General features: G+C 68.3%; 1 protein-coding gene and 1 pseudogene. One reads left to right on the top strand and one right to left on the bottom strand.

Features of this window, described 5'->3' with window-relative positions; all coding sequences use genetic code 11:
• A pseudogene (locus A5625_RS03800) lies at positions 1–271 on the top strand (hypothetical protein); the annotation flags it as partial.
• Between the two features lie 4 nt (positions 272–275).
• Here the strand turns inward: A5625_RS03800 and A5625_RS03795 are convergent.
• On the bottom strand, positions 276–1,001 hold a 726-nt coding region (locus A5625_RS03795; protein WP_066989190.1), incomplete at its 5' end, for a VWA domain-containing protein.

Genomic DNA, 1,001 nt, shown 5'->3' with positions numbered 1-1,001 from the left:
CAAGGGCGGTGAAATCGAGATGGACGGGCACCGGATCGCGGTCCCGGTCTCGACCGACCAGATGAAGACGGTCGCCAAGCTGTCCGGCGGGCAGTCCTACACCGCCACCAACCTCGGCGAGCTGGAGAAGAGCTACAACGCCATCGAGAACGAGATCGGCTACCGCACGGTGCCCGGACCGGGCAGCTCCGGCTGGCTGCGCCTGGGCGTCCTGACCGCACTGATCGCGACGGCGCTGGCCCTGCTGATCAACCGGCGGCTGCCCAGCTGACGACTCAGGCGGGCAGCCTGCGGTTGAGCAGCAGGCCGGCCAAGATGGCGCCGGCCATGACGAAGGCGCCGAGCAACATCCAGGCCATGCTCGCGTCGCCCTTGACGGTCTCGTAGCCGATCTGGCGCTGCAGCGTCGAGTACACGTTCTTCAGCGAGTCCAGGCTGTCGGCGTGAAACGACTGGCCCTCGGTGATCTCGCAGATCTTCTGCAGGGTCTGGTCATCCACCGGAACGGGGATGGTGGCGCCCTCGTAGTCGACGGTGCCGTACGGGGTGCCGAACGAGATCGTCGAGATCTGCACGCCCTCGGCTTTGGCGGCCCGGGCCGCGGTGAACGCCCCCTGCGGAGCGTTCGGGTCCAGCGGCACGTTCTCGCCGCCGTCGGAGAGCAGCACGATGCGGGCCGGCGGCGGATTGTCGCCCCCGGCGACCGCGGTGGCACTGATCGCGTGCAGAGCGGTGAAGATGGCTTCGCCGGTGGCGGTGCTGTCGGCGAACTCCAGCTTCTTCAGCGCGTCGATGGTCGCCTGATGTTGCGGGGTCGGCGGCACCAGCAGATAAGGCGTGCCCGCGAAACCGACCAGGCCGAGGTTGATGCCGGGGGTGAGCTGGCCGGCGAACTGAGTGGCGGCCTGTTCGGCGGCCTTGAGCCGGTTGGGTTCGACGTCGGTCGCGCGCATGGACTGCGACATGTCGATCACCAGCATGATGACGGCGCGGTTGAGCGG

This window comes from Mycobacterium sp. 1465703.0, assembly GCF_001672975.1.
Classification (GTDB): Bacteria; Actinomycetota; Actinomycetes; order Mycobacteriales; family Mycobacteriaceae; genus Mycobacterium.
Note: the sequence above shows the minus strand (reverse complement) of the source record. Positions and strands in the feature narration are given on the sequence as shown.